Consider the following 21,927-nt stretch of genomic DNA (forward strand, 5'->3'; position numbering starts at 1 on the left):
CATGGCTGGAAAATCGGGAAGAACAATATCTGCACAAGCAGAGCAAAGCTGGAAAAAAAGCCTTCTCAGCTGGGAAGGGATGCTGGCATTTCTGTTTTTTGCTGTAAACCTGTTATGCATGATCATCTCTCCAAGCTATAAGCTTACCAATGTGCTGCGGGAAATGCCAAAATATTTGACTGAGGTGTTTCTACTGCTTCCCATGGTTTATGTTCTCATTTTAGGGGAGATCGACTTATCAGTGGGCGCCATAGTCTGCTTATCGGCAACCACCGCCTGCCTGGCGGGAAATGCAGGCATTCCATTTCCGGTTGTCATTTTGACCGGCATTCTTGTTGGAACCGCCTGCGGGCTTTTTAACGGGATTGCAGTCACCCTGTTTACAGAGCTGCCATCCATGATCGTCACACTGGCTACGATGATCATATTTCGTGGGATTGCTGAAATTGCGCTGGGAAGCGGAGGCTCCGTATCCTTAAAGCATAATGAAGGCTTTCGGGCACTGGCAGGGAAAATCGGGCCCATACCTTATATCTTTTTTGCAGTCCTGTTTGCGGCAGTTATTTTCATTTTTATTGTAAGCAGGACCTCTTTTGGGCGAAGGCTCTATGCCATTGGAAGCAACCGGACCACTTCATTTTATTCCGGCATCCATGTACAGAAAATACGTCTGGCAGTCTATTCTGTTACCGGAATGATGGCAGGCATCAGCGCCATGTTTCTGGTTTCGGTTCTCTACGGTGCAAATACCACTACGGGAACAGGCTTTGAACTGGATGCCATTGCCATGGCTGTGTTCGGAGGGATTTCCACGGCAGGCGGAAAGGGAAAATTAACCGGAGCCATGATATCAGCATTTATCATTATCTGTCTCCGGATCGGCTTAGGCCAGATAAACATGAATCCCCAGGTCATTCTGGTGATTCTTGGTACCCTGTTAATTCTGGCAGTTATGATACCGGAACTATTAAAGAACGGAAAACAGAAGCATGCGTGATACGTAACACCAGAAGGTGTTCAGTATAAAAACTAAGAAATGGAAAAGGGAGGTAATTGTAATATGAGAAAACAATTGGTTTATGCAATCCTGTGTACCGCAGCGATTTCAGGAATCCTTGCAGGCTGCAGCAGTAAAAGCAGTACGACGGAAAGTACGGCGTCCCCACAGATAACTGAGGCTGCACCCAAGGATGGGACGGGAACCGGGGGAGCCTCCGGAAAAACCTTTGCCATCGTTACAAAGGCAGCAGGCAATCCGTATAATGAAAAAATGGCACAGGGCTTTCAGAAGGTCATCGAAGCGGAGGGTGGAACCTGTATTATCAAACATCCGGAATCCGCTACGGCAGACGCACAGGTATCCGTGATCCAGTCCCTGATCTCCCAGGGCGTAGATGCTCTCTGCATTGCGGGAAATGATGAAAATGCTCTGCAGGCAGCCCTGGAGGATGCCATGACAGCAGGAATCAAGGTTTCCTGTCTGGATTCCAAGGTGAACAAGGACAGCCGTCAAACCTTTGTCAATCAGGCCGGAACCGCGGAAATCGGCCAGGCCTTAATGGATGCCGTCTATGATATCTCAGGCGGTGAGGGGGACTGGGCCATTCTTTCTGCTACTTCCCAGGCTACCAACCAGAATGCCTGGATCGAAGCCATGAAAGAGGTCATGAAGGAAAACAAGTATTCAAAGCTAAATCTGGTTGAGGTTGCCTATGGAGATGACGAACCCCAGAAATCCACAGACCAGACTCAGGCACTTTTAACCAAATACCCTGATTTAAAGGTTATCTGCGCACCAACTACCGTTGGAATCAATGCAGCAGCAAAGGTACTTCAGGATGAGAAATCCAAAGTCAAGCTGACAGGCCTTGGACTCCCTTCTGAAATGGCAGAATACATCGGCAATGATGACGCTCACTCCTGTCCTTATATGTACTTATGGAATCCTATTGACGTAGGTTCCTTAGGGGCTTATACTTCCATCGCCCTGGTAGACGGCTCTATCACAGGGAAAGCAGGCGACACGTTTGCTGCAGGGGAAATGGGTGATTACAAGGTGATCGGGGCATCGGATGGCGGAACGGAGATTATCCTTGGGCCTCCATTTAAATTCGACAGCTCCAATATTGACGAGTGGAAATCCGTTTATTAATAAAAAGGGGAAAGAAGTGGCTGCCGTACCACTCTGGTACTCTCATATAAAATCTTCCGGCATGGAAAAGGCCGCAGTTTAAAACTGCGGCCTTTGCTATGCTGACAGGCGCCTTTCCCCTAGATAAGGTTCCTCAAGGTTTTAAGCTGCTTTCTTTTGAATGCTTATGATAATCGTTGCAAAAACTACAAGTACACAACCTGCAGCTTGATACTTACTGATTGAATCTTTTAATATAGTGACAGAAAACAATGTTGAACTAATTGGAATAATACCCGCAAATGCCGCAATGGTATAACCGTTACACCTTTTTGCTCCTGCAAACATAAACGCAAAGGCGACGATTGTAACAATACTGCCATACCATAAGAAGGCAATCCAGCCGCTGATCGGCAGAGCTGCGATTGCTGCCCAAGGCTGTTCCAGCAAGGCGGGTATAAGGCACAGTACCATAGCACAAATACTTACAAATCCAGCGTGAACCAATGGGGGCAGTGTTTCATCACTTTTTGCTCCTACATGGATTTTCCGTGAAAACGTTGTAAATAGTGATTCACAAGCTGCCGCACATAATACATAGATTACTCCGATTGGCTGAAAGTTTTCAAGCGTTGTCTCAAATGGAAAACCTTGTACCAACAGTACACCGACAAACGTTATAAGAATACCTATTACCGTGCGTAAGCTTAAATACTCGTGCAGCATCAACCAGGTGAGCAATGCGGTGATTGCCGGCGTGGCCCCTGTAATAATCCCTGCTTCTGCAGCCCCGATATATTGCAATCCGGTTGTCAAAAACACCCGGAAAAGGAAACTGCCAAACATCGCCTGCAACAAAATGACCGTCCAGATTTTTCTTGACAGGTACTTTGCTGTATCATACATGTTCTTACCGCTAAACAGTACCGCAGTTAAGGATGCGAATACCAGGCTTAAAAACGTGGTGGTAAAAGCCGGAAGATATGCGGATATAAAGCTGGCGGCAATCACCGAAGAACCAGCCAAAATAAATGCTATCGTTAAATACAATCTCCCCATGCCGGCCTCAATAAACATTTATGGATTGTACTTCCACACCTGGAATCGCTTGTGACAGATAAGAAGATATTGTCTTTAAGTGCGCATGGATTAACGATTCGGTTACACCTTCAACTCCGTATACAAAATAGAGCGCGTTTTGAGTAGCTTCTGTTATTCTTGTCCGGTAATCAGGTCCATTCATTATGCTTGAGAGTATCCCTTTTACATCAGATAAATACAGATCGTTTTTTATAAGCTGCTGCTCTTTCCCGGATATGCCTTTATAATTCAATAGTTCTGAGGCGACATTAACTGTCAGATCACCTTCAATCAAATCTAAATCGTGTCCGGCTGTAAGCAGTAAATTTTTCACCTCGGCTAAAAACATGGCTTCTACGGGTATGCCGACAGGCGGGATACGTTTACCCTTTAGCAAAACCGACTCTAACTGGCTCAATACATGGTAGGTTTTATTATACCGCTTGTAGTAGGCCGCGTAATGACAAAGCGGTTCTTTTGTCAAGGCGGGTTTGCGCACGTAATTGGAGTTATTTAACTTCATATGCTCTATTTCTGTTGCTATTATGTTATCCATAACAGCACGTTCTATCGGTGAACATAAACCCTTAACAATCATCATGCCAAATTTCGTTTCTGGAAAAGTGTTTTTCACAGAGGGTGATATTTTTATCATTTTCTTTCCGTCCTTTCCTTTTTGCAGTGGTATGTGCTATAATTCTACCATCTGTAAAGTGGTCTTAAAAGTTCCACTTTTCGATTGATTTTATAGAACCACTTTTGAAAGGAATGATAGAAATGTGGATTACAATTGACCGCCAAAGCCAGCTTACACTTGCACGCCAAATTTATAAACAAATCTGTCAAATGATTTTAAACGGAACACTGGAATCCGGGCACCGGCTTCCTTCTACAAGAAAATTATCTTCTGATTTATCTGTCTCCAGAAATACTGTAATTGAAGCTTATAGCCAGCTTATTGCAGAGGGGTACTTAAATACTTATAAAGGTTCAGGTACAGTTGTTGCAGAAGGATTGCACGCTTTAGATTCTGGGGTATCTTTCAATCAAAATCCTGCACCTAAGCAGGATAAAATACAGCTTCCAAAGGAAATGATTGACTTCCGAACGGGAATACCGGCGCTCGAATACTTCCCACGCAAGGAATGGGGCAATCTTTATCGGGATATTTGCAACCAGATCCCTGCCTGTGCTTTCGGCTATTGCAGTACATCCGGAGTATGGGAGTTAAGGGTAACAATCGCCCAATACTTATATCGGACAAGGGGCCTGACATGCGACCCTGCCCAAGTCGTGATTACCTCCGGTTCAACACAAGGCTTATCGCTTATTTCCCATGTACTGCAGGACAAGCAAAAAGTGGTCTTAACAGAAGATCCTTCCCATGCAGGGCTGCGGAAGGTAATTACAACGGCAGGATGCTTTATCGAAGGCATTTCCGTAGATGATAAGGGTCTGCGCACAGAATTGCTGGATATCCCAAGGCAGGTCTCATTTATTTATACCACGCCATCACACCAGTACCCCATGGGAAGTATTCTGCCTATAAAAAGGCGGCTGGACTTAGTCCGGTATGCCGAACAAAATAACTGCTATATTGTAGAAGATGATTATGACAGTGAATTCCGATACGAAGGACCGCCTGTAAGCTCTCTTTACGAATTAAATCCAAAGCGGGTGATTTATCTCGGCTCGTTCAGCAAAATACTGGCCCCCGCATTCCGGTTAGGATTTATGATTTTGCCTAAAGAGCTGGTCTCTCCTTGTAAAAAGCTGAAAATGTATTTTGATGTCCATACGGATGCATTGGGGCAATACACATTGGCAAAATTTATACAGAACGGCGAGTTTGAAAAGCACATATGGAAAATGAAAAAGCATTATGCCAGAAACCGCAGTTTGCTCCTTGCTGAACTATCAAAACATTTCCCAGACCAGTTTGAAGTCTTAGGACACGCTACGGGCTTACACCTTGTTGTACAATTCCATAACAAAATGTTTACTGATAAAATGATTCATGCAATAGCCGATAATGGCGTACGTATCTACCGAGCAGGGAGTTTTTATCAGAAAGAAAATCAAGAGCGCAACAATGAAATCATTTTGGGTTATTCCCATTTGTCCTCTGAAAAGATCGCAGAGGGGGTTAAAATTATCAGTGACATAATTTCATAGACGGCAAAGAATAAAAAGAGGACGGACCGAAAAGCAGCCCTTTTATCTTCACGCGTTTCAGGTTCAGATCACCCATATTATAATGACATTGCCGAATACTCATCTACTGGTGTATTATACAAATTCACATCAAGCTCTGAAGTCAGCCTTGCTGTTACGAGGCCGGCCAGCATAGCATCATTCACATTCAAAGCGGTCCGTCCCATGTCAATTAAAGGTTCCACTGATATTAACAGTCCAGCCAGACCAACAGGCAGATTCATGGCGGATAAAACCATCAACGCGGCAAATGTCGCACCTCCGCCAACCCCGGCAATGCCAAAGGAGCTGATTGCAACGATAATAGACAGTTTTGCAATGAAACCAATGCTCATAGGATTAAAACCAACCGCAGGGGCGATCATGACAGCAAGCATAGCGGGATAAACGCCTGCGCAGCCATTCTGGCCAATTGTTGTTCCGAAAGATGCGGCAAAGTTGGCAATACTATCAGGAATGCCAAGTTTCTTAGTCTGTGTCTCAATCGTTAAAGGCAGTGTACCCGCACTGGATCTTGATGTAAATGCAATGGTAAGCGTTGGGAAGACTTTCTTGATGTATGTTGCTGGATTCAATTTCATCAACAGGATAATTAAAAAATGTATGGCAAACATGACAATCAATGCGACATAGTTTGCAATAACAAACTTAGACAGGGCAATAATGCCTGCTATGTTTGTTGTCGCAATTGTCTTTGTCATAAGCCCCAGAATGCCATACGGCGTTAATCTTAGTATAAAAGTTACCATCCGCATAACTACTGCATAGAGGGAATTAATGATTTTCTGGAAAGTTTCAGCTTCTTCCGGTTTTTTCTTTTGTATTCCCAATGCGGATATGCCAAGGAATGCGGAAAAGATAACCACTGCAATGGTAGAGGTAGCCCTGTCTCCGGTCATATCCTGGAAAGGATTTTGGGGGATAAAGCTCAAAATCTGCTGTGGTATCGTCTGATCCTGGACGGTTGAAACTTTTCCTTCAAGATACTCGGCCCGGTCAGTCTCCGCCTGGCCCACGGTTATTTCTTCCGCTGTCAGATGAAAGGTATTTGCCGTTGCAATACCCACCAAAGCGGAAATGAACACAGTCAGCAGTAAGGTTGCCAGCACATATGTACTGATTTTCCCCAGGCTTGTATGGGACTTCAGATTAACAATGGCCGATATAATGGAGACCATAATGAGGGGAATAACAATCATTTTCAAAAGATTCACATAACCAGTACCGATAATGGATATCCAATCCAACGAAGTTTTAAGTACCGGACTGTCAGATGCAAAAGCAAGCTGCATGATACTGCCTATAACAATTCCCATAAGCAGAGCAGAGAATACTCTCTTTGCAAACGATATATGCTTCTTCTGCATATAGTAAAGAATTCCGACAAGTACAAGAATCACGGCGATTATAACCAAAGTCCATAACAAATCCATACATTTTCCTCCTTAAAAACCACACATATTGAACACTGCAGTATCAGACATTTGTTTGCATAGTGACGGGGAGTGATTGTGAAGCTACTGAAATATTTCATGGTACGATGATTCTGCGGCGGCTTTGGAACTGTTACGGCCTTAAATATTCCTGATCCAAACGCCCCCGGATTGATAAAGTATATTCACAAGGAACAACCTTAATGATACGGTTTATTGATGATATCAACCGGCTCTATCCTATATAACATATATGTTTAGTATGTTAACATTATGTGGAAAATTTGTCAATTTCACTCTTCCCTGTATTTTAATCTGTCCTTAACCTGCCTTTTTTTGTTCCTAATTTTATTAACATCTGTATCAGCGGACATGATAAAAACCGCAGCTTAGGACTGCGGCCTTTCCTTCGATGCTTTATTCCATAATCACAAATCGGGTAACTCTAAAAATTCATCTGTCTTTATAACATGTGCAAAAAGATCATCCAATGAGGCCATAAAAACATTATGAACAGTTTCAGCAGGAATCGTGTGCCGATTGTATATCAGGTCTTTCGTAGCACATGCATCTTTACTAATATTATTTTAGTTTTCCATGTTATATCTGGATTATTTAGATACCTGCCATCTTACTTCCAAAACAAAATTGAGGGGTCATCCTTTTGCACATAGCCGCTTTTCTCGGCGGGATAGCCAAAAATTATCGGTGCTATGATTGTATAGTTCTGTGGTACTCCTAGACGTTCTTTTATTATTGGCACATTAAGAAACATTTGGGCGAATCCGATCCAGCATGTTCCTAACCCCATGGAATGCGCCATCAGCATTACATTTTGTGCAACAAGGGTACAATCTCCTGCAGGGTTTGGGCCCTCCGGTTTTGCGTAAATGGTCAGCAAGGCAGGCGCATTATAAAAAATATTAAACTCAGGATCATGAAACGTGGCTCGATAGCTTTCCAAATAAGGCCGTGATTCCAATGTATCCAGCAAATACTCCTTTGCCTCATCGGATAACTGCTGCAGCAAAATCCTATCCTGAATAACGGAAAATGCCCAAGGCTGTGTATTCATGGCACTTGGTGCGTTTGTACCGGCGTAAATTAATTCGTTAATGATCTCATCACTAACGAATTCAGATTTATAATTACGGGTAGAGCGACGTGTATAGATTGCTTCTTTTAATTCCATTGGTATACTCCTCTCTTTTATGGTATCAATATATATATTACCGTATCCAGCGATAATCAGTCTTTTATTGTAACGAATAGATTGTTCCTTGTATCTAATTTACAACCGGAAGATGAGGAATATTATATCGCTGTTATTCATTTACCAATTGATGATTTGGCTTGCAGTTAATTATTAAGTTTTGGAGACAAATGTATCCTTTTGGTTTCCAGTGATCGTTACTTCTCCGCTCACATGGCAGCTTACCAAACCATACCGGCAATAATAAATCCCTTCACATCGCTCTCGCCGTCTGTTACAATTCCTCTGCATGTTATGTCTCCAGTGACACGGGAGCAAAATAGCTGCACCTGATTGGCCCGGATATTACCAGTAACGTTACCATTACAGTAAACTGCCCCTCTGCAAAAAACATCACCGTTTAAATCACCTCGAATAAGCAGATCATCACTGCTTTCAAGATATCCCCATATTTCATTATTTTGCATCCGATTAAATTTTTCTCTAAAATTAAAGAACTAGTGTAATTTATTTCAAATTATATAGTTTTATATTTTAACAAAGCAAATATTGTTCCCAACGGGCCTTATGTCGTATCAAATGATGACTGGTCCAGTAACTCCAATATCTGGATAATTCAGTACATAATTCTGGCAATTTGGAACAAACAGGCTTGTTAGCCTTTTTAAAAAGTATTATATTTAGAACATATTAATATTCAACTATCAAGCGGCGTTCCCGCCCTTTCCCCTACCCCGCTTACAAAATGGAGGTGTTCTTTATTCCCAAGATCTATACATCAGAAGACGTTTTAACTGCAGCAATAGAACGAATTAACATTGCATTTTCACATTTCTCCCATCTATATCTCTGCGTATCCGGCGGAAAGGATTCCTCCGTTATGCTTCAACTCTGCGCGAATATTGCCCGGCAGCGAGGCAGGAAATTCAGCGTCCAATACATTGACCTGGAAGCACAATATCAGGCTACGATTCAGCATATTGAAGAACTGCGCCGGATGACGGCAGATGTGGTAGACAGGTTTTACTGGTGCTGCCTGCCTTTGTCACTTCGTAATGCAGTATCCGTGATCCAGCCTAAATGGATTTGCTGGGACCGTAATGACCGGAATAAATGGGTACGTGATATGCCCGATTACGGTTGCGTTATAAACATGAACAACCTGCCGAAGGATTGGACATGGTTTTACAAGGGCATGGAGTTTGAAGAATTTACATATCAGTTCAGTCAATGGTTCCAAAAAATCCACGGTGATTCTGTGGGTGTAGGCATTGCCATCCGGAGCAATGAGAGTCTTAACCGTTTTAATACCATTATCAGTAAAAGGAAGGAAATGTTTAAGGACTATGGCTGGACTACAAAGCTTCGTGTTCCTGAACCCGATTGCGAGATCTATCACTTCTATCCGCTATACGATTGGCGAACAGAAGATATCTGGGGCGCCGTAAGCAAGCTGGACCTTGCCTTTAATGAAATTTATGAGCTGATGTACAAGAACGGGCTGAGCATCCATCAGCAGCGGCTCTGCCAGCCTTATGGAGATGACCAGCGCAACGGACTGAACCAGTTCCGCGCACTGGAACCAGAGACCTGGGAGCGGGTGGTCAATCGAGTACATGGCGTAAATTTTGGAAATATATATGCCAGATCGTCACTGTTAGGAAACATAAAATCCGAAAAGCCCTCAGAAATGACCTGGCAGCAATATACCGTATTATTGCTTGAAAGCCTCGGACTATATTCGCCTGAGCTGCGGGATCACTACTATCGTAAAATCAATATTTATTTGCAGTGGTGGGCCTCTCACGGATTCCAGTTAGAAAAAATTCCAGACGAAGCAGACCGGAAACTGGAGACCCAAAAAAAGGTACCGTCCTGGCGGCGGATCGCCAGAGCGATTGAAAAAAATGATTTCTGGCTGCGCCGGCTCAGCTTTGCGCCATCTAAGTCAGACGTAAAACTTTTGATGCAGCTTAGAGAAAAATATCAGAATTTTATACATTTGGAGGATGCCCCGGACAAGCAGATGCGTAAGATCATCATGGAGGAGGAAGGCAGTGGATAAGATACAATGCTTCGAAGGGAAGTATGATAAAGCCCTTTTTTATTCAAAGATGGGGCTATTTTTCGCAGAGGAGCGATACATCCGTCAAATGCCCTACCTGCGCAACGAGCCTGACCGGATCTGGTTCCTGATTGAAAAAGAAGGGCAGGTCGCCGCTTTTTCGTCTCTGATGATTAAGAATGAATACATTTTATTTTCTACGGAATATGTGGAGATCAGATACCGCAGACAAGGCCTGTTTAAAGCCTTAACAGATGCCCGGTTCCTATATTGTCACGAAATGAAAATGCCTGTGCACACCTCGACCAATATCGAATTTATCAAGGATTACTATATGCGGCAAGGCTTTGTAATATATAGAAAAACAAAAAATTATTGGTTTTTATCCGGAAAGATTCAGGAGGTAGCTTATGGAATCCACAAAAGAGAAAAAAGCAGAAACCTGCTATTCGGAGCTTAATGCTTGTATTGAAAAAATCATTCGGCTCCTTAAAACAATGAAATTGCTTGAAAAGGTACAGGCACTGAACAAAATTCGCCGGGCGTTAAGCGAATGTTCTCCGTTTCACGATCCCGTAGATCTTGTGGAATGGATTCCCGCCCAAAAAGTGAAGGCAAATGATTATAATCCAAATAAGGTTGCACCAGATGAAATGGAACTGCTTTACACATCAATCCGTTTGGATGATTTTACTCAGCCAATCGTATCCTATTGTATCGACAAAGATCATTATGAGATTACTGACGGGTTTCACCGTAACAAAATTGGCAGATATCCCGAAATTGCGAGAAAACGTCACGGCTACTTGCCCTTAACCATTATAGATAAACCTTTGGACGAACGTATCGGTTCTACGATCCGCCACAACAGGGCAAGAGGAACCCATCAGATCCGTTCGATGAGTGAGATTGTGGCTAATTTGGCAACAATGGGATGGTCAGATGATAAAATAGGAAAAAATCTGGGCATGGAATTAGATGAAATCATTCGGCTGAAGCAAGTCAGCGGATTGAAAGGAGCCTTCCAAAACCATGAATTTTCTAAATCGTGGAAAGAGTTTGAGTATAATTATTATAAATAATAAGAAAAGGCAGCCTCTACTTCAGTGGAACCGCTGCCTCTCTATACGGTTTCGGCTGCCCTAAAACGGGGATTTTTAGGTATGCAGACCTTTATTTTAAATATCCTCTTTTCAGTGTCTGGTTCCATGAACCCGCTTCCTCTAATCTTGGTGATATGAACCTCTTTTCCCCAACGGCATTGAGACAATCGGACCGGCTGTCTTCAAATGGAAATTATACTTTTCCACTTTATATTAATATTATATTTTCTCAAATAGGCATGTTAAAATGTTCCGAAACACATTTAAAAGTTCCAAAACAAACGTTATTCTCCTGAAAGTTGAATGAAAAACGAAAGCCAAAATTATATTCCGTTGAATGAAAAGTACCGAACTGGATTATGTATAAACATAAAACAGCCTCCCTGCCGGTTTCCAGGAATCCGGCAGGGAGGCTGTTTTATTTTATTATTTTATGCTCAGCCTTTGTTTTGGCTGCATTTGACCGCATCAATGGCAAGGACAACCATAAGTGCTAAAAGACTGTCCTGTCCATCGGTCACATCGATCAAGTAAGTATCTGTAAAATGAAAAAGCTGCTTTTCAATCCGGGCCACAACGCTGCCGGTCTGGGAAAGAATGCTGTAATCCCATTCCATAAAGCTGCCTTCCACATGCCAGCCATTGCAGTCAACGGAAAAAGAGGGTTTAAAAAATGTAAACTCCTTGGTGATGGTTCCCACCGTTTGTCCGCCGATCTGTATGGCAAACCGGGGCAGGAAGGTCAGCACCTGCTCCCTTAAGGTGGCCAGATGATTGCCGTTGTTGTCATAGATTTCCAGTTTGTGTCCCCAGGCGGGCCTGCCGCAGACTGTATATACGGCAGTTCCATTTTCATCATAAATGTCGTAACTGTCAAACCAGGAAAAAAAACGCTGTTTAAACATTAGCTTCATGATATCTTTCTATCTCCTTTTTCGTCTTTATCCATTATCTGCCCGCACCATTCCTTTAGCATGCATTCCCCGCACTTTGCCTTTCTTGCTGTGCAGATTGCCCTGCCATGATAAATCAGTTGAAAATTGATCCGGTTCCAGTGATCCTTTGGGAGTACTCTTTGCAGCTCCACTTCCACCTCTGCCGGGTTTTTCCCGAATGCCCAACCCAGCCGCCTGGCGATGCGGAACACGTGGGTATCCACCGTGACCCCTGGTATGCCATAAGCATCTGCCAGAAACAAGGTGGCGGTCTTTCTGCCAACTCCGGCCAACGTCAGGACCCCGTCCATATCCTTTGGCACCTCGCCTCCATATTTCTCTGCGATCTGACTGCAGCACTTTTTCAAATTCTTTGCCTTATTCTTATAAAGTCCGATGGAGCGTATGGAATCCTCGATTTCCTCCAATGGGGCTTCTGCCATCTGCTCTGCGGTCTGAAAACGCTGAAACAGCTGGGGAAGCACTTCTTCTACCTGTTTATCCGTGCTTTGGGCGCTGAGCATAATTGCCGCCAGAAGCTGCCAGGGCTGATGATGATAAAACCCTTCTTTTGTCACACCGTAAACCTGGTCCAATTTATCAAGGATATTACTTACATTTATCTTTCTCATTCGTTATTTCCCAACCTTCCGCCGCTATATTAATTCGCTGTCAATTCCTCCGGCTCAAACAGCCTTATAGTACCGTATTCCCCGTCATATCCGGGAGTGCAATGAACCTTTCCCTCTCTTAACCGCCTGATCCCCTCTGAAATCATATGGCAGGAAGCATGCCTGATATCCTCCAAAGGCAGCTCCCGAAGGATATGGAATTCAGGTCCTAAATCCCTTAACATGGATTCATACTGGTTCTGGACCTTCTTGCTTGCGATAGTATATCCAATAGAAGCCGCGATTACTTCAATAAGGGGAACCAGATTCTCAAATGGCTTTCCTCCGGGAAGAACATAGCCCTGGCTGCGGTCAGCCAGCTGTTCGATCCGGTGGGACACGCCTGTGGTCAGCTTTCGGCCGCATACCGGGCACTTGCCGGAATACAGCTTCGCTTCTGTCGGAGAGAGGCAGAGATTGCATTTCCGGTGGCCATCATAGTGATATTTTCCCTCTTCCGGAAAAAACTCTACGGTCCCCTCTAACCCCTCTCCCTTTTGTATGGCATTCCAAAGCCCGGGATAGGACAAGTCAATCTTCAGAAGATTGGCTTCCCTGCCAAGCTTTGAGGGGGAATGGGCATCAGAATTGGAAATAAGCTGAAAACGGTCAAGAGCCGACAAACGCCATATCATAGGAGGATCAGAAGAAAGCCCTGTCTCCAACGCATGCACATGGGGAGTTAAATCCTCAAAGCATTCCTCAATCGTATCAAAACCGGAAAATGCCCCAAACAACGAAAAATGCGGCGTCCAGATATGTGCCGGAATATAGATGGCCCTGGGGCATAATTCCAGCGTGATTTCTAGAAGGTCATGACAATCCAGTCCCAATATGGGCCTGCCGTCTGAATGAAGGTTTCCAATGGTCTCCAGTTTCTTAGACAGCAGCTCTGCCTCCTCAATGCCCGGAAGCAGAATGACGCTGTGAACCTTTCTCACTTTCCCATTTTTCTTATAGATGGAGCTGATCTCTCCGGAGATTACAAACCGGGGAATACTGGTTTCCGGCCCGGCTCCCTTGTCCATACGGTATTCTTCTTTTAATATGTAAAGCCCTTCCTCTGAGGGAATCAGCTTTTCCTTTAATTCCTCTCGCCATGCCGGGTGGGTAAAATCACCTGTCCCCAGGATGCCGATCCCTTTGCGCCTCGCCCATAAGTCCAAATATTCCAGCGAACAATCCTTACTGGTCGCTCTGGAATAATGGGAGTGGATGTGTAAATCTGCTATATACATAAATTTCACCTGCTTTTGTCAATTTATGCTTTATTATAGCTTTGTTTTCTATGGGTTGCAAGAAGAGGGTCCTTCCTTTTACCGGTATATTTTTCATAAATTCCCATGGCAAGCTCTGCCATATCCCTTCTGAATTCCGCCGGTTCCGTCAATTCAATCTGATCTCCCATGCTCAACAACCAGCCAAACAGATTCTCCTTGCTGGAAAAATCAAACTCAAACAATAGCTTTCCATCCTCCCGTTCCTTAAAACTGTTCATTCCATATTCCTCGATCAGATGCCATTTTATCTCCGGCTCACAAACGGCAGTGATATGAAATTGATTGGGATACGGATTTTCCGGAAAGTACTCAATGGGAGGTAAGGGAAGCTTTTCATAATGGTCCCCTGTGTCTGAAAGCTCCTGGATCCGGTTTAGCTTGAACATGCGGAAATCTTTCCTGTCCCTGCAGTATCCCCACACATACCAGGAGGACCACTGGAATACCAAAAGATAAGGGTCAATGGTTCTCACTGTTTCGCCACTTGGAGCATAATAGCAGAATGTTACCGAATGGCCTGCTTCAATGGTTTTCTGGATCAGATCGATCTTGGGTGACAGGGAGGATTTATACCAGGAGGAAAGGTTGATCATAATGTGGCTTTCCGGAGCCTTCACCGATGCCTGGTCTGATGACAGCTTTTTCATGAGCTGCTGGTACCGGTTCGTACCTGCTACGCTGTCTAAGCTTCTAAGCCCGGTCAGTATGGACTGCATTTCAAAGGAGGTCAGCACGGTCCGGTCGATCCGGTAGGCCGGCATGATCGATATTCCCCCGTTCTGTCCCTGTGAAGTGGTAAGGGGAATCCCTGCCCTTAACAGGGCCTCCACATCCCTGTTTATAGTCCGTCTTGAAACCTCAAAGATTTCTGCAAGATAAGAGGCCGTTACCTTTTCCTCTTGAAGCAGGATGGATAAAATCCCAATAAGTCTGTCAATCTTCATAGGCGTTCCTTTCTTTGTTGTCCTTATTATATCACGGCAAAAGGTCTCAGAAAAGGCCGTTCTTTCCATTGTCACTCATTGACTCCCTTTTCCATTTATGCTAGGATATGCCTAATAACCAAGATAGAAAGGACCTGTTAAATGAACTTAATGAACCTGATGCAGTTAAAGGAATCCTGGGCTGTTTTTAAAAATAACCACCCAAAATTTCCCCTGTTTCTGAAAGCAGCCTTAAACAGCTCTCTGAAAGAAGGAAGCGTGGTGGAAATCCATATTACGCCGCCGGAAGGAAAAACCCTTACTACTAATTTAAAGCTCAAGGCTTCTGATCTGGAGCTGTTTGAACAATGGAAAGACTCCTTAAAATAAATTGGTACTTTTACCGGACATGCTGAGGACAGTACCTTGATGGCCTATGTGGTTCAAGGGCATATAATAAAGGAATTAGCTTATGCTAATTCCTTTATTAATTATTCTTAAGCTAACTATTTTTGCATTGCACAGATCTGGGTTTTACTTAAGTCAGCGGCAGGTACCAATCCAGCAAATAGGGATTGTTATCCCTTGTTTTAATATCTTCATAGATTTCCCGCCGGGCATCTCCGCTTTCATAAGACCAATATTCATACCCTCTTAAGTAACTGTCCATCATTTCATCCCATGATGAAAACCTTTTTTGAATCGTCTGCGCTATTTCCAGTGACTTATCCAATGCTTCCTGTTCCGTATAATATCCGGCAATATAATACCAGCCGCACAAGGATACTGCACGACAGTAATCCCAGCCGTCAATGGCCCCTGCTCCGTAATTTAAGTAGTTGTCATACGCGTTTATGAGATAATAAGCTTCCTCTTCGTCACCCGCAATTTCACTAAGATATTTAGCCAGTTCCTCCCGTTCAAGTCCCGAAGCATCGTCCTCTTCCATCACCTGCATCAGCGAAGCATAGTCGCTCCGGTGCCCTGTGTCAAGCAGCCAGTTTAAGGTTTCGTCCGCGCTGGCTCTGTCCGTCACATCCCACCATTCCTCCAATGACGCAAGCTCAAGCTGTTTATTGAATTCATTCGCTTTCATACCTCCCAGGAGCGTATAATCTCCACCGTTAAGCTCTGTTAAAACAGCATAAGTACCATTCACCCAAAGAATTTCCGGTTGTACTTTTTTCTGCCGCACACAGCCGGCACTTCCACATAAGATAAGCCCTATGATGCAAAGAAGAATCATATATTTAATAGATTTTTGTTTATTCATATTTTGTTTTGTCTCGAACTTTCCTTCTATTGAGGTCCTACGTACTCAGCACTGCCAAGTCCCAGTATTGGGAAAAATATCAATGGCATCAGCACTAAGCCAACTGCAAAACCGCCGCTTCTTCCAAATGCTTTAGAAAGCTTAACGCAATAAATGATATATATAACAAATGAAGCCAATCCTGCAAGGCTGCTTAAAATGCTGATATCTAAGAATCCCCCAAGAAAAGAAACTACCCATGCTAACAGAACCGCAATAAAATAGTTTATATTTCCAAATGCGATATCAGACATTATATAAATATTATAAAATGGTATCAATGACGCCCAGCCCGGCTTACCGGCTTTCGAAAAAATCTTCCAATTAGAAACTATAAGTAAAATACAAACAACTAAAAGAAATATAAAAAGAAAAATACCAAATCCAGCTAAAACAGCAAATAAATCATTATTCATGCTCAATTCCTCCAAATGTTTTTTAATTAATAGTACCAATTTTACCTGCCCATTCTTTGCGGATTTAATCTGACGCCGCAAAAAGGGGGGTGTTCTCTAAATTACTTATAAACTCGTACATTCTGCTTTTCTCCTTTTCTCTTGTTTCTTCCATATTTTAACACATTGACAAATAATCATCAATGTCGTTCGGAACAAGAAATTCATCGTTGGGAACATAAGGCAGCATTTTCTTGTTGTATTTACCAAATTATGGTACAATGAACGAATAAGTGCAATAACCCGGAAGCTTTGTCCAAGCCTCTCTCACCAAAAGGCGAATATAACAAGCAGGAGGAATAAAAACAGCATGAATAAGATGATAAAATTATTTGCAGCCGCATCCCTACTATCCATATCCATAGCATCAACCGCCCATGCAGGAGCCTGGAAGCAGGACACCCAGGGCTGGTGGTGGCAGGACGGAGATAAGTCCTATCCCTCTTCCGCCTGGAAATGGATCGACTCTGATGGGGATGGAATGGCAGAATGCTACTATTTTGATGAAAATGGTTATATACTGACCGGGACCACTGCCCCTGACGGCAGTACGGTCAATGAATCCGGCGCATGGACTGATCAGGGCATTGTCCGCCAAAAGGCCGCCAATCCTGCCGCCGCGCGGATCATAAACCAGAAGGGGATGGAGCTTTACCAGAAAGCAGACCAGAAGAGTTCCGGGCTGCCAGGCCTGGATATCACCGCAGACATCCAGATGAATCTTACTTATGATTGGCTGGATATCCCGGTTTCCATGAATATGCAGCTTAAATATCATGACTTAAACACTCCAAACATGGAATTTCTTTACCTGACCACGATGGATATGTTGGGAATCCGTAAGTCAGAGACTTCCTTCTACACCAAGGGCTGCTATTATCTGGATGCGGGGATGTATGATAAATACAAAATGAACATCGGATATGAAGACATGACAAGAAATATCACTTTAGGAGGGCTGACCGGGCAGTTTGGGTCATTCCTGGATAATGTACAAATTGCAGACGGTGATGCCGGTAATAAAATCCTTATGTATTCCAGTAGAGCGGAAGGCCTTGAAACATATCTCACCAATTTCTACGATGAGATTTGGCCGACTCTTTCTGACTCCAATTATAAGATCGACCGGATTGACGGAAAAGCGGTCATAAGCCCGGAAGGCTATTTTTCCAGGGAGGCCATATCTATTTACATGACCATCACCGAAGAGGAAGAGTCCTTGGGCATGCTCATGAATATGAATCTGGATTATAACAATCCTGGGAAAGCCGTTACCATTGAATTCCCTTCCACAGAAGGATATGAAGAAATCATTTACTAATAAAACAATAGGAGGGAAAACCGTTGACGGCTCCCTCCTTCTCTTTTTTTTAATCCTTTAAACCGATATAAATATGGATCAGTGCATCTTCCATGTCCCCATTCTGATACTCTTCAAAATCGCATACAAAAGTTCTTGGCAGATCTATCTTCCAAAGCTCCTGCCAGAATTTTGCAACCGCCTCTATCATATTTCCCCTTACTACAAATTTGGCATACGTTCCTGCCGGAATGTTCCTTGCCACCGTACCTTCCGGGAGCTCATCCGCTGCTTCTACTTCACATGCCACTATGACATTGTAATCATCTAATTCATTTTCTACATAATCCGTATAGATCCCCAGGGCCTTATCATTGCTCTTATTTTTTATAGCGGTATAAACTCCCTTCCCGTAAAAGCTCTCCCAAAGACCCCCGATCACATTTCCTATATCCGGTGACGCGTTGTTTGTCCGGGCCAACAGCCCCACTACCTTTTTTTCCTTAAGCTCAACTCTCTCAAAGTCCATTTTCCTTACCTCTTTTCCTCTTTCTTGCCTGATTTGCAGCATCATAGGATATCTGCCAGACATTTCTTTCTACGGTAAGTGGATGATAGCATACCGAACATGACATCTATATGTCGTAATTCATTTGTTCCTGATTATTTTTCATGAAACCATCTGTTTTTCTGTCTGCTCTGTAAAAGTGGATCAGGGTGAAGACCAGAATAACGGGGAACAGGACTGCCCCCAATATTCCGATTTTTAAGTTGTTTCCAAAATATCCGGAAACAACGCCTACAAAGGTTGGCCCACCGGAACAGCCCAGGTCCCCCGCCAGAGCCAGAAATGCAAACATTGCGGTCCCTCCACCTCGTATGGAGGCAGAGGCCATGCTAAAGGAACCGGGCCACATGATTCCCACAGACAGACCGCACAATCCGCAGCCCAAAAGGCCCAGCGCAGGAAAAGGAGAAAGAGCGATCAGAAAATAAGAACCTATGCACAGGATTCCGCTTGCAATCATCATCTTTTTTAAATTCACCTTTTCTCCGTACTTTCCATAAAGAGCCCTGGAGATTCCCATCATTGTGGCAAAAAGCATGGGACCTGCAAGGTCTCCTATGGCCTTGCTCACTCCAAGTCCCTTCTCTGCAAAAGCGGATGCCCACTGGCTTACCGCCTGTTCGCTGGCTCCGGCACATACCATGAGAAGCATGAATCCCCAGAATATCCGTTTTCTAATGAGTCCCTTTAAGGAAAGGCCATCCGCCTCTTCCACAAGCGGAGCAATGGGTACCTTAAAAAATAAAAACATGTTGACAAAAGGAATCAGCGCCCAGAAAAGCGCCAGCAGCCTCCAGTTTTTAACCCCGGCAATGCTGAAAAATATGGTGGACACCAGGACTACTCCCACATGCCCCCAGCAATAAAAGGAATGAAGCATGCTCATGGCCTTTTCCTTATTATCCGTTGGACAGGCTTCTACAATAGGGCTGACCAGGACCTCCAAAAGGCCGCCTCCCGCTGCGTAGATGACCACTGCTGCAAAAAGACCGATCCATGCCTGGGAAAACAATCCAGGCAGAATGGTCAGGGATACCAGACCAACCGCTGACAGTATATGGGCCGTTATCATGGAAGCCCGGTAACCGACCCGGTCGACGATGCCCGCAGAAAGCAAATCCACGATCAGCTGAATTCCAAAATTAAAAGTCACAAGCATGGTAATTCTGGATAAGGAAATGCCATACTCTGACTGAAACGTCAGAAATAAAAGAGGTACAAAATTGTTAATGATCGCCTGCACGATATAGCTCATGAAACAGGCACGGACGGTTTTGGTATAATCTTTATTCATTGAGAATCACCTGCTATTCATTTTTTTGTATTATACCGCATTTTTTATTTGAAATGTAGTAATTTATCGCCAGTTTATGATACAATCTAGCCAATCAACAAAAAAGCCATAGGAGGACGCTCTATGCAAAGTACGAAAATACTCACCGATGAATCCATGATGGAGCTTGTCTCCCACGGCTCCACTACCTTTCCATTTCAATATTATTATGAAGATGTAGGAAAATTCGATCATAATTGCATTGACTGGCACTGGCACAGGGAATTTGAACTTGTGTCTGTAACAGAAGGAATCCTTCAGTGTTCCATCAGCAATATCAATTACATACTGGAGGCTGGGGATGGGATTTTCATCAATTCCGGAGTCATTCACCGCTTTCTTTCAGCCGGGACTGCAGTTATCCCAAACGTTTTGTTTGCATCGGATTTCATTGCTCCTGAAAACAGTTCTATTTATGATAAATACATGCTTCCTTTTCTCACATCAGGTATTTCCCATTTTGTCCTAAAAAGAAGCATTTCCTGGCAAAAAGACGTTCTTTCTTCTCTTTCAAGACTGTATGGCATATGCGAAAATCCAGGTCCAGCCTGGGAGCTGGAGGCCCATATCATCATCTGCATGGTTTGGACCAGCTTGTTTGAACACAGACTGGAATTTGCGACCATGGAAAATACAGGGGTAAGCAGGATTTCCCAGGCCCGTTTTAAAGGCATGACCTGTTTTATTGAAGAAAACTACTGGAAGAAGATAACGTTAAAAGATATCGCCGCATCCGTGGGGGTAAGCAAGCGGGAAGCCCTCCGCTGCTTTCAATGCTCCGTTCCTTTATCACCAATAGAATACGTGAATAAATACCGGCTCCATAAGGCATGGAAGCTGCTCCTACAAACGGACCGCTCCATAACAGACATTGCGGAGCATACCGGATTTGAGAGCACCAGCTATTTTGACCGTTTGTTTAAAAGAGAATTTCATATAACACCCAGGAAGCACCGGGATAGCGGAGAAAAAAAGGCACCAGCAGAAGAATAATTTCTTCTTTTACTGGTGCTTTTCGTTCCATTCTTTTATTCGTATATTTTACCGTATCCAAATGCGCCGCTGATTCCGCAGATGTTTGCTGCAAAGCCTGCTGCCTCATGCAGGCTTTCTGTAATGGCATCTGCATCTGCCTCACCTCTTTTAAGATGAGCAACATAACCAACCATGAAGGAGGTGATTAAGGAGTCTCCGGCACCCATGGTATCCACAACGGTTTCGACAGGTGCAGCCTTTTGCATATAAAAGCTTTTTCCATCGTAAAGAATACAGCCGTCAGCACCTCTTGACGCCACTGCCAGCTTCGGGCCGTAGGAGGCCACCTTTTTCAGATGCTCTTTTGCTTCCTCATTGGTTCCGTCAAAGGAGCAGAATGCAAAATCAACATCTGGAGCCACCTTTTTGTAATATTCCTCCGTGGAGTCATCGGAAAAATCGAAGGATACAAGGATCCCTGCCTCACGAATCTTATGAAGTTCTTGTTCCATAAAGCAGTAATTTCCTGAATGAACCAAATCAAACTGTTTTATATACTCCAAATCAAAGCGGTCCAGAATAAAAGGAGTTTTTCCCCGGATACCGCCTTCATTAGAGCCAAGAAATATACGGTCCCCATCAATGATAGTTGCTTTTGCACAGCCGTTCTCACCTTTCAGCTGCTCACATTTGATCATTTCAATTCCAATTTCTTCTAAAGCGGCAATTACATGCTCAGCTTCTGCATCATCTCCGAAGTATCCCATATAAGCGCTTCTTTTTGCTCCGAACATATCTGCATATACTGCAAAATTCACACAGTTTCCGCCTGGATACATTGTCTTGATATGCACATATTTATCTACCACATTATCGCCAAACCCAAGTACACTTACATCATATTTGTCCATGATCCACACCTCGCCATCTTATTTA

Annotated in this window: 22 protein-coding genes and 1 pseudogene; 9 read left to right on the top strand and 14 right to left on the bottom strand. The window is 43.7% G+C overall.

The features are described from left to right. Position 1 precedes the first annotated feature (1 nt). Both H171_RS13780 and H171_RS13785 read left to right on the top strand, forming a co-directional pair. Positions 2-997 (top strand): ABC transporter permease, encoded by a 996-nt coding sequence (locus H171_RS13780; protein WP_100305663.1) that lies wholly within the window; start codon positions 2-4, stop codon positions 995-997. A 63-nt stretch (positions 998-1,060) separates the two neighbouring features. Continuing rightward, positions 1,061-2,152: a rhamnose ABC transporter substrate-binding protein gene (locus H171_RS13785; protein ID WP_100305664.1), complete on the top strand. Its 1,092-nt coding sequence runs from the start codon at positions 1,061-1,063 to the stop codon at positions 2,150-2,152. Positions 2,153-2,293: 141 nt separating this feature from the next. On the opposite strand, the gene H171_RS13790 is transcribed toward H171_RS13785, so the two are convergent. Together H171_RS13790 and H171_RS13795 are read right to left on the bottom strand one after the other, a co-directional pair. After that, the gene (locus H171_RS13790) at positions 2,294-3,208 is read right to left on the bottom strand and encodes a DMT family transporter (protein ID WP_100305665.1); all 915 of its coding nucleotides are present in this window, start codon (positions 3,206-3,208) and stop codon (positions 2,294-2,296) included. After that, positions 3,198-3,866 carry a hypothetical protein gene (locus H171_RS13795; protein ID WP_100305666.1) on the bottom strand — a complete coding sequence of 223 codons (669 nt, stop codon included), beginning with the start codon at positions 3,864-3,866 and terminating at the stop codon, positions 3,198-3,200. The genes H171_RS13790 and H171_RS13795 overlap by 11 nt, the downstream gene beginning before the upstream one ends. Positions 3,867-3,988: 122 nt before the next feature. On the opposite strand from H171_RS13795, the gene pdxR reads away from it, so the two are divergent. After that, positions 3,989-5,386 (top strand): MocR-like pyridoxine biosynthesis transcription factor PdxR, encoded by a 1,398-nt coding sequence (gene pdxR, locus H171_RS13800; protein WP_100305667.1) that lies wholly within the window; start codon positions 3,989-3,991, stop codon positions 5,384-5,386. A 77-nt stretch (positions 5,387-5,463) separates the two neighbouring features. On the opposite strand, the gene H171_RS13805 is transcribed toward pdxR, so the two are convergent. From H171_RS13805 to H171_RS13815, 3 genes are all read right to left on the bottom strand, one after another. Continuing rightward, on the bottom strand, positions 5,464-6,858 hold the full coding sequence (locus H171_RS13805; RefSeq protein WP_100305668.1) for an L-cystine transporter: 1,395 nt from the start codon (positions 6,856-6,858) through the stop codon (positions 5,464-5,466). Between the two features lie 631 nt (positions 6,859-7,489). Then, complete coding sequence (locus H171_RS13810) at positions 7,490-8,050, bottom strand: nitroreductase (RefSeq protein WP_100305669.1); 561 nt, start codon at positions 8,048-8,050, stop codon at positions 7,490-7,492. 242 nt (positions 8,051-8,292) lie between these two features. After that, a complete protein-coding gene (locus H171_RS13815; RefSeq protein ID WP_100305670.1) occupies positions 8,293-8,538 on the bottom strand; it encodes a polymer-forming cytoskeletal protein in 246 nt (81 codons plus the stop codon). Between the two features lie 413 nt (positions 8,539-8,951). Here H171_RS13815 and H171_RS13820 point away from each other — a divergent pair, with 413 nt between their 5' ends. From H171_RS13820 to H171_RS13830, 3 genes are read left to right on the top strand one after another with little or no spacing between them, the layout of a single operon-like run. Then, positions 8,952-10,136, top strand: coding sequence for a DUF3440 domain-containing protein (locus H171_RS13820; RefSeq protein WP_242976964.1), 1,185 nt, complete (start codon positions 8,952-8,954; stop codon positions 10,134-10,136). Beyond that, entirely contained in the window at positions 10,129-10,596 is a 468-nt protein-coding gene (locus H171_RS13825; protein WP_100305672.1) for a GNAT family N-acetyltransferase, read from the top strand. The genes H171_RS13820 and H171_RS13825 overlap by 8 nt, the downstream gene beginning before the upstream one ends. Next, positions 10,547-11,218 (top strand): IbrB-like domain-containing protein, encoded by a 672-nt coding sequence (locus H171_RS13830; RefSeq protein WP_100305673.1) that lies wholly within the window; start codon positions 10,547-10,549, stop codon positions 11,216-11,218. The genes H171_RS13825 and H171_RS13830 overlap by 50 nt, the downstream gene beginning before the upstream one ends. A gap of 458 nt (positions 11,219-11,676) precedes the next feature. On the opposite strand, the gene H171_RS13835 is transcribed toward H171_RS13830, so the two are convergent. The 4 genes and pseudogenes from H171_RS13835 to H171_RS13850 all read right to left on the bottom strand — a co-directional run bounded on the left by H171_RS13835 (position 11,677) and on the right by H171_RS13850 (position 15,069). Further along, positions 11,677-12,153 (bottom strand): LURP-one-related/scramblase family protein, encoded by a 477-nt coding sequence (locus H171_RS13835; RefSeq protein ID WP_100305674.1) that lies wholly within the window; start codon positions 12,151-12,153, stop codon positions 11,677-11,679. After that, the gene (gene nth / locus H171_RS13840) at positions 12,150-12,806 is read right to left on the bottom strand and encodes an endonuclease III (RefSeq protein ID WP_100305675.1); all 657 of its coding nucleotides are present in this window, start codon (positions 12,804-12,806) and stop codon (positions 12,150-12,152) included. The genes H171_RS13835 and nth overlap by 4 nt, the downstream gene beginning before the upstream one ends. A gap of 41 nt (positions 12,807-12,847) precedes the next feature. Then, positions 12,848-14,083: pseudogene (locus H171_RS13845) on the bottom strand (endonuclease Q family protein); the annotation flags it as partial. Between the two features lie 23 nt (positions 14,084-14,106). Beyond that, on the bottom strand, positions 14,107-15,069 hold the full coding sequence (locus H171_RS13850) for a helix-turn-helix transcriptional regulator (RefSeq protein ID WP_100307529.1): 963 nt from the start codon (positions 15,067-15,069) through the stop codon (positions 14,107-14,109). Positions 15,070-15,210: 141 nt separating this feature from the next. Between H171_RS13850 and H171_RS13855 the strand changes: the two genes are divergently transcribed. Further along, positions 15,211-15,438: a hypothetical protein gene (locus H171_RS13855; protein WP_100305677.1), complete on the top strand. Its 228-nt coding sequence runs from the start codon at positions 15,211-15,213 to the stop codon at positions 15,436-15,438. Positions 15,439-15,586: 148 nt separating this feature from the next. On the opposite strand, the gene H171_RS13860 is transcribed toward H171_RS13855, so the two are convergent. Continuing rightward, positions 15,587-16,321: a DUF1266 domain-containing protein gene (locus H171_RS13860; protein ID WP_100305678.1), complete on the bottom strand. Its 735-nt coding sequence runs from the start codon at positions 16,319-16,321 to the stop codon at positions 15,587-15,589. 26 nt (positions 16,322-16,347) lie between these two features. After that, complete coding sequence (locus H171_RS13865; protein WP_100305679.1) at positions 16,348-16,776, bottom strand: DUF5684 domain-containing protein; 429 nt, start codon at positions 16,774-16,776, stop codon at positions 16,348-16,350. A gap of 349 nt (positions 16,777-17,125) precedes the next feature. On the opposite strand from H171_RS13865, the gene H171_RS13870 reads away from it, so the two are divergent. Next, positions 17,126-18,136 (top strand): hypothetical protein, encoded by a 1,011-nt coding sequence (locus tag H171_RS13870; protein WP_100305680.1) that lies wholly within the window; start codon positions 17,126-17,128, stop codon positions 18,134-18,136. A gap of 49 nt (positions 18,137-18,185) precedes the next feature. Here H171_RS13870 and H171_RS13875 read toward each other — a convergent pair whose 3' ends face one another. Next, positions 18,186-18,644, bottom strand: coding sequence for a GyrI-like domain-containing protein (locus H171_RS13875; RefSeq protein WP_100307530.1), 459 nt, complete (start codon positions 18,642-18,644; stop codon positions 18,186-18,188). Positions 18,645-18,750: 106 nt separating this feature from the next. After that, positions 18,751-19,977: an MFS transporter gene (locus H171_RS13880; RefSeq protein WP_100305681.1), complete on the bottom strand. Its 1,227-nt coding sequence runs from the start codon at positions 19,975-19,977 to the stop codon at positions 18,751-18,753. A 123-nt stretch (positions 19,978-20,100) separates the two neighbouring features. Here H171_RS13880 and H171_RS13885 point away from each other — a divergent pair, with 123 nt between their 5' ends. Beyond that, positions 20,101-21,009 (top strand): AraC family transcriptional regulator, encoded by a 909-nt coding sequence (locus H171_RS13885; RefSeq protein WP_100305682.1) that lies wholly within the window; start codon positions 20,101-20,103, stop codon positions 21,007-21,009. Between the two features lie 35 nt (positions 21,010-21,044). Here H171_RS13885 and H171_RS13890 read toward each other — a convergent pair whose 3' ends face one another. Beyond that, positions 21,045-21,902, bottom strand: a complete 858-nt coding sequence (locus tag H171_RS13890) for a PfkB family carbohydrate kinase (protein WP_100305683.1) — start codon at positions 21,900-21,902, stop codon at positions 21,045-21,047. Between the last annotated feature and the right edge of the window lie 25 nt (positions 21,903-21,927).

This window comes from [Clostridium] celerecrescens 18A (genome assembly GCF_002797975.1).
Classification (GTDB): Bacteria; Bacillota; Clostridia; order Lachnospirales; family Lachnospiraceae; genus Lacrimispora; species Lacrimispora celerecrescens.

Bases quoted from the DNA above. Each gene is read 5' to 3' on its own strand.
- H171_RS13885 (WP_100305682.1), top strand. From the start codon at position 20,101: ATGCAAAGTACGAAAATACTCACCGATGAATCCATGATGGAGCTTGTC.
- H171_RS13815 (WP_100305670.1), bottom strand. From the start codon at position 8,538: ATGCAAAATAATGAAATATGGGGATATCTTGAAAGCAGTGATGATCTG.
- H171_RS13855 (WP_100305677.1), top strand. From the start codon at position 15,211: ATGAACTTAATGAACCTGATGCAGTTAAAGGAATCCTGGGCTGTTTTT.
- H171_RS13805 (WP_100305668.1), bottom strand. From the start codon at position 6,858: ATGGATTTGTTATGGACTTTGGTTATAATCGCCGTGATTCTTGTACTT.
- H171_RS13820 (WP_242976964.1), top strand. From the start codon at position 8,952: ATGCTTCAACTCTGCGCGAATATTGCCCGGCAGCGAGGCAGGAAATTC.
- H171_RS13890 (WP_100305683.1), bottom strand. From the start codon at position 21,902: ATGGACAAATATGATGTAAGTGTACTTGGGTTTGGCGATAATGTGGTA.
- H171_RS13810 (WP_100305669.1), bottom strand. From the start codon at position 8,050: ATGGAATTAAAAGAAGCAATCTATACACGTCGCTCTACCCGTAATTAT.
- H171_RS13785 (WP_100305664.1), top strand. From the start codon at position 1,061: ATGAGAAAACAATTGGTTTATGCAATCCTGTGTACCGCAGCGATTTCA.
- H171_RS13780 (WP_100305663.1), top strand. From the start codon at position 2: ATGGCTGGAAAATCGGGAAGAACAATATCTGCACAAGCAGAGCAAAGC.
- H171_RS13790 (WP_100305665.1), bottom strand. From the start codon at position 3,208: ATGTTTATTGAGGCCGGCATGGGGAGATTGTATTTAACGATAGCATTT.
- H171_RS13875 (WP_100307530.1), bottom strand. From the start codon at position 18,644: ATGGACTTTGAGAGAGTTGAGCTTAAGGAAAAAAAGGTAGTGGGGCTG.
- H171_RS13835 (WP_100305674.1), bottom strand. From the start codon at position 12,153: ATGAAGCTAATGTTTAAACAGCGTTTTTTTTCCTGGTTTGACAGTTAC.
- H171_RS13850 (WP_100307529.1), bottom strand. From the start codon at position 15,069: ATGAAGATTGACAGACTTATTGGGATTTTATCCATCCTGCTTCAAGAG.
- H171_RS13795 (WP_100305666.1), bottom strand. From the start codon at position 3,866: ATGATAAAAATATCACCCTCTGTGAAAAACACTTTTCCAGAAACGAAA.
- nth (WP_100305675.1), bottom strand. From the start codon at position 12,806: ATGAGAAAGATAAATGTAAGTAATATCCTTGATAAATTGGACCAGGTT.
- pdxR (WP_100305667.1), top strand. From the start codon at position 3,989: ATGTGGATTACAATTGACCGCCAAAGCCAGCTTACACTTGCACGCCAA.
- H171_RS13870 (WP_100305680.1), top strand. From the start codon at position 17,126: ATGAATAAGATGATAAAATTATTTGCAGCCGCATCCCTACTATCCATA.
- H171_RS13865 (WP_100305679.1), bottom strand. From the start codon at position 16,776: ATGAATAATGATTTATTTGCTGTTTTAGCTGGATTTGGTATTTTTCTT.
- H171_RS13880 (WP_100305681.1), bottom strand. From the start codon at position 19,977: ATGAATAAAGATTATACCAAAACCGTCCGTGCCTGTTTCATGAGCTAT.
- H171_RS13860 (WP_100305678.1), bottom strand. From the start codon at position 16,321: ATGAATAAACAAAAATCTATTAAATATATGATTCTTCTTTGCATCATA.
- H171_RS13830 (WP_100305673.1), top strand. From the start codon at position 10,547: ATGGAATCCACAAAAGAGAAAAAAGCAGAAACCTGCTATTCGGAGCTT.